A 5,462-nucleotide genomic window follows, 5' to 3' on the forward strand; every position below is an offset into this window, starting at 1 on the left:
GGGAAATATCTTGGGACGTATGCATCTAGCCTCCTGACTAAAGGTGCCTGCAGCGCTGCAGCTGCTTATTTATGGTTATTAATTAGAACGCCGGGTCATGCCCGGGTTCGCGTACTGGAGTGCGCGGCATGGCAACGCGCACGGGCGCGCCATGTCATGCATCCGGGGGCAGAGCTGTTCAGGACTCGCCCGACAACACAAACTGCACTGAAGTTACTAGCTGAACAGCCCACGAATGGGGAATCGCAGCACCACTAGATCTAGTGGTATATGCTGCGACTGGAACTAATTCTAGTGTCGCACTCCGGAGAGCGCAATATCTTTTTTTATTGATCTGCAATAATTTTGTCGCCCGGAACCGATTGACTTTTTCAGATCGACATGAAAGGGAAGCTCGGAATCTGCGCTATCTGCGCAGCCTGTCCTTGTTGAATCAAGGACTTGCGGAAGAGTGGCCAATCGAAGAAGGGACCGGGATCCGTCTTGCGGCCGGGGGCGATGTGCTCGTGTCCCGCGATATCGGCGAGCGGATAGCGGGCACTCAGGGAGAGGGTCAGTGAAACAAGGGATTCGTACTGGCGCGGATCGAAGGCTTCGAAGTCGGTGCCTTCGAGCTCGATGCCGATGGAGAAGTCGTTGCAGCGTTCGCGCCCGCAGAAATTGGAGAGCCCTGCATGCCATGCACGGTCGTTGGCGGAGACGAACTGGATCACCTCACCGTCGCGCCGAATGAGGAAGTGCGCCGACACGCGCAGGCTGCGCAGCTGGTCGAAGTAGGGATGGGCGTCGCAATCGAGGCGGTTGAGGAACATGTCCTCTATATAGTTACCGCCGAATTCGCCGGGCGGGAGGCTGATGTTGTGGACCACCAGCAGGCTGACCGGCGTGCCGTCGGCACGCGCGTCGAAATTCGGCGACGGCGAGCGCGTCACATCGGCGGCCCAGCCGTCATCGCCCAATTGGAAACGCATCATGTGTCCGGCTCGTGGATGTCCAGCCGCTGCATGCGGTAGCGCAGCTGGCGGAAACTGATGCCGAGCAGCTCGGCTGCCTGGGTGCGGTTGAAATGGGTCCGGGCCAGTGCGCGGCGGATGATTTCGCGCTCGACGTCGTCGAGGTAGTCCGGCAGGGACTGCGGCAGTTCACCTTCGGGGATGACCGGCGCGGGTGCGGGTTGGCGCTCGACCGGTGCCGGCTCCACGGGAACGGCGACACGAATCTCTTCCGGTATCGGCTGCGGCACCGGGGCCGGCATTGCCTCGACAGGCGCGGCAGACGCTTTCAGAGCGAGGTCGGCGACCGCAATCACGCCGTCGTTGGCAAAGGCGAGCGCGCGTTCCAGGATGTTTTCCAGCTCGCGGACATTGCCGGGGAAGGCGTAGGACTTCAGCGCATCGAGCGCTTCTGGCGACAGCACTGCCTTGCTGCCCGGCGGCGCGAGACGCTCGAGCAGGATGTCGGAAAGCAGGCCGATGTCGTCGAGACGCTCGCGCAGCGGCGGCAGGCGGAGCTCGATCACGTTCAGCCTGTAATAGAGATCCTGGCGGAACCGGCCCTTCTCGACGCACTCAGCCAGGTTCTGGTGGGTAGCGCTGATGACGCGCACGTCGACCGGCTCCTCGACCGTCGCGCCGACCTTGCGCACGCGCCGTTCCTGGATGGCGCGCAGCAGCTTGACCTGCATTTGCAACGGCAGGTCGGCGACTTCATCGAGCATCAGGGTTCCGCCATTTGCCGCCTGGAAGAACCCGTCGCGGTCCTCGCTGGCGCCGGTGAAGGCGCCTTTGCGGTAGCCAAAGAATTCCGCTTCCATCAGGGCTTCGGGAATGGCGCCGCAGTTGACGGCGATGAAGGGCTTGTCGGCGCGGGCGCTGTGCGCGTGGATGTCGCGCGCGGCGAGTTCCTTGCCGCTGCCCGATTCGCCCGTGATGGCCACCGGCGCCATGCTGCGCGCCAGTCGCACGATCTGCGAGCGCAAATCCTGCATGACCGGCGATTGGCCGACCAGGCGCGAACTGGCAGCGGCCGCCGGGCTGCTGGCCTGCCCCGCTCCTTCCGTCTTGTGCATGCGCAGTGCCGACTGCACCATCAGGCGCAACTGGTCCAGCCCGACCGGCTTGGACAGGTAATCGAAGGCGCCCGCCTTGAGCGCCGCTACAGCATTGTCGGCGCTGCCGAAGGCGGTGATGACGGCGATCGGCGTATTGCGGCAACTGGCGGCGACTTCACGCACCAGCTCGATACCCATCCCGTCCGGCAGGCGCATATCGGTCAGCACCAGCGCATATTCCGACTGCGCCAGGCATGCGCGCGCGGCAGTCAGGGACTCGGCGCAGTCGACATCCAGGCCCATCTTCACCAGCGTGATGTCGAGCAATTCACGCAGGTCGGCCTCATCGTCAACAACCAGGATACGGGGGGCAGTCATAGCGGCGGTTCAGTTCCTCGGCGGATTCAGTTGCGGACGGCGAAGCTGATGACGAAGCGTCCGCTCGGTTCGTCGGCGCCCTCGCGCGACAGTCCCATGCGGTATTCGTAGTCGAGCATCGCACCGTTATTCAAACACAATTCCCGCGCCACGTAGAGTCCCAGGCCGGTGCCCTTGCTCGATGTGGTGTAGAAAGGCTCGAACAGGTGCGCGCGTACCTCGGGGGTGATGGCGGGGCCGTCATCCTGCACATGCAGCTCGAGCCGGCTGGGTAGCGGCGACACCAGTTCGATGCGGATGCTGTCGTCCTGCCCGCTGGCATAGCGCAGCGCATTCGACAGCAGGTTCACTACGACTTCGCGCAGGTGCAGCGGATCGAAGCGCACGCGGACGCCGTCCATCCGTCCGAGCGCGATCACGCCCGGCGGGACACTGTGGCTTTCGTCGAACTCGTCGAGCAGCTCCTCCAGGAAGGGGCCAAGCTCCAGCGGTTCGGTATGCGTGTGCGCCTTGCGCGACAGCTTGAGGATGTCCTCGATCATCTGGTTCAGGCGCACCACGTTGTCGCCGACGATGTTCAGCAAGCGCTTCTGTGTCGGATCGACCGCATCTTCTCTTAGCAGCGACGCGGCATGCGCGATGGCGGAAAGCGGGTTGCGTACTTCGTGGGCAATGCTGGCGGTAAGCCGGCCCATCGAGGCGAGCTTGAGCTGCTGGGCCTGGTTTTCGATTTCGGTGACATCCTGCACGAAAATCACGGTCCGGTCCTCCGCCAGCCCCGGGCTTTCGACCTTGGCGAAGCGCAGCTTGAGGTGGGTGACGAGGTCGCGCGTTGCTCCGGTAGCGGCATCGCCCGGCTTGACCATGACAAAACTGGAAGCGTCCACATCGCCATCCTGACGGTGACGCCAAGCCTGGAAGGCATCGGCGATCGTCATCAGCGACGGGTACGCGGTGATTTTCCAGTCCGTTTTTCCGACAGGCATGGAAAGCCCGAGCATACGCTCTGCGGCGGGATTGCATGCGAACACTTCCGTATCGTTGCCGACCACCAGGATACCGTCGCCCATATCGGCAATGACCAGGCGATTGATGGCTTCCTGCACCTGCAATTCATGGCCGCGCTGCGCCGCGAGGTTTTCCTGCTTGATGAGCTTGGCGGCGAGGCGATTGATGACATAAATCGCGGCAAAGAAGGCGGCGCCGTACAAGCCGGCCCGCGATGGCGACACATCGGAGATGGAATGCAGCAACTGGTAGCCGCTCTCCGACAGCATGATGAGCGTCACCACTGAAACGAAGAACAGCGCGAGGATCAGCGGCGCCAGCACGGCCGCGCCAGCCAGCGGGAACAGGTAGAGGATGGCCAGCCCGCTGCGCGCGCCGCCCGCCGTGATGTACAGCAGGGAAATCGCGGCGATGTCGACCATCAGCTGCAGCAGCAGCTGGGTGATGAATTGGCGTTGCCAGTATACGGATGACAGGGCAAACACCACGGCTAGCACCCCGTAGGCGACGAACATGCCCCAGCTGTCGGTCACCTCTAGGGCTTCGGCGCCGCGCACCGCGTTGAAACCGAAATAGATCAGCAAGACAACCGCGATTACGATGCGCGTTACGCAAAAGGTTTGCAGCGTGCGCCAGAAGGTTTCGCGGGTTTGCTTGAGGCGGGCGGTGTGCATCATGCCCGTGCGGCGGTTGTCCACTTGTAGCCGGCGGTCATGCGGATGGGCCGGGGGTGGCATGCAGCAGGCGGTGCTCTTCGCTGCAGAATTGCTTGCCGGAAGAAGTGGTGACGGCTTCCGAAGCCGGGATATAGGTGCCGCAATGGTCGCAGCGCACCATTGCTTCCGGCGACGACGGAGATGGAGCGGGAGTGCGCTCCGCCCTCACGCGCTGCTTCTTGCCGTAGGACAGCCAGATCACGACCGCGATCGCGATCAGCACCCACAGCAGGACTTTCATGCCAGGCCCCGGTGCAACACCACTTCCATGACGAAACGACTGCCGACATAGGCGAGCAGCAGGGTCGCAAAGCCGGTCAGCGTGAAGCGCAGCGCGGTCTTGCCGCGCCATCCGCGCCAGAAGCGGCCAGCGAGCAAGGCGCCGAACAGGACCCAGGACAGCATCGTGAAGATGGTCTTGTGATTCCACTGGAAAGCGATGCCGAACAGTTCTTCGGAGAAGAAGACACCGGACAGCACGGTCAGCGTCAGCAGGACAAAGCCGAATCCGACGATGCGGAACAGCAGCTTTTCCATGGTCAGCAGCGCCGGGAGGCGGTCGATCGCCATGCCGAGCCATCCTTGCTGGACCGTCCCCGGCGACGCGTGCAGCCGGGACTCCTGCAAGGCCATCAGGACGGCGTGGAAGGCGGCGATGGTCAGACTGCTGTAGGCGAGGATGGCGATGGCGACGTGCCAGGGGAACAACGCCGACTTGCCCTCGAGCGGGACGACGCTGCCGGGGAACAGGACCGGCAGCACCACCGCGAGCGCAGCACTCGGCAGCACCAGCACGCGCAATCCGTCCAGCGTCAGGTTGCGATTTTCCAGCCAGTAGGCGGCGACGGAAATCCACAAGGTCGCCGACAGCATGATTGCGAAACCGATGCGCAGGGAGCCGTGGCCGATCATGTCGACCCAGAGTGCGCCGCCGTGGAGCAGCCAGGCGGCAGCCGTACCGGCGGAAATCGCGACGCGTTGCCTGGACGGCAAAAATCCGCAGGTCGCGTACAGCAGTGCCGCCAGGACGAAAAGATAAGTAAGCATTGACGGAAAGGGTGATGAGCAGACCCTGAGTTTACACCATGTCAGCCCGCCGCCGGCCCTGCGGGAAACTGCGGCGGGGCGTTTGATGCCGCTTCGTCAATCCGGCGCCCGGCCGGACGACAGCTGGTACTTTTTCAACTTGTCATAGAGCGTCTTCTTCGGAATGCCAAGCCGGTCGGCGGCGGCGGCGACATTGCCGTCCTGGCCCGCCAGCGCCTCCGCAATCAGTGCCCGCTCATAGGCGTCCACCCGCTGGGGCAACG

Annotated in this window: 6 protein-coding genes; all 6 read right to left on the minus strand. The window is 63.4% G+C overall.

Features of this window, described 5'->3' with window-relative positions; translation table 11 throughout:
* Window positions 1–371: 371 nt before the first annotated feature.
* The gene (gene ampD, locus AYR66_RS00390; protein WP_088705854.1) at window positions 372–974 is read right to left on the minus strand and encodes a 1,6-anhydro-N-acetylmuramyl-L-alanine amidase AmpD; all 603 of its coding nucleotides are present in this window, start codon (window positions 972–974) and stop codon (window positions 372–374) included.
* The gene (locus tag AYR66_RS00395) at window positions 971–2,428 is read right to left on the minus strand and encodes a sigma-54-dependent transcriptional regulator (protein WP_088705855.1); all 1,458 of its coding nucleotides are present in this window, start codon (window positions 2,426–2,428) and stop codon (window positions 971–973) included. The genes ampD and AYR66_RS00395 overlap by 4 nt, the downstream gene beginning before the upstream one ends.
* 26 nt (window positions 2,429–2,454) lie before the next feature.
* Window positions 2,455–4,113, minus strand: coding sequence for a sensor histidine kinase (locus AYR66_RS00400; protein WP_088709528.1), 1,659 nt, complete (start codon window positions 4,111–4,113; stop codon window positions 2,455–2,457).
* Between the two features lie 34 nt (window positions 4,114–4,147).
* A complete protein-coding gene (locus AYR66_RS00405) occupies window positions 4,148–4,393 on the minus strand; it encodes a PP0621 family protein (protein ID WP_088705856.1) in 246 nt (81 codons plus the stop codon).
* On the minus strand, window positions 4,390–5,199 hold the full coding sequence (locus AYR66_RS00410; RefSeq protein ID WP_088705857.1) for a cytochrome C assembly family protein: 810 nt from the start codon (window positions 5,197–5,199) through the stop codon (window positions 4,390–4,392). Before AYR66_RS00410 ends, AYR66_RS00405 begins: the two co-directional genes overlap by 4 nt.
* Window positions 5,200–5,295: 96 nt before the next feature.
* The gene (locus AYR66_RS00415; protein ID WP_337367440.1) at window positions 5,296–5,448 is read right to left on the minus strand and encodes a helix-turn-helix domain-containing protein; all 153 of its coding nucleotides are present in this window, start codon (window positions 5,446–5,448) and stop codon (window positions 5,296–5,298) included.
* Window positions 5,449–5,462: the final 14 nt, after the last annotated feature.

Source organism: Noviherbaspirillum denitrificans (genome assembly GCF_002211445.1).
Classification (GTDB): Bacteria; Pseudomonadota; Gammaproteobacteria; order Burkholderiales; family Burkholderiaceae_D; genus Noviherbaspirillum; species Noviherbaspirillum denitrificans.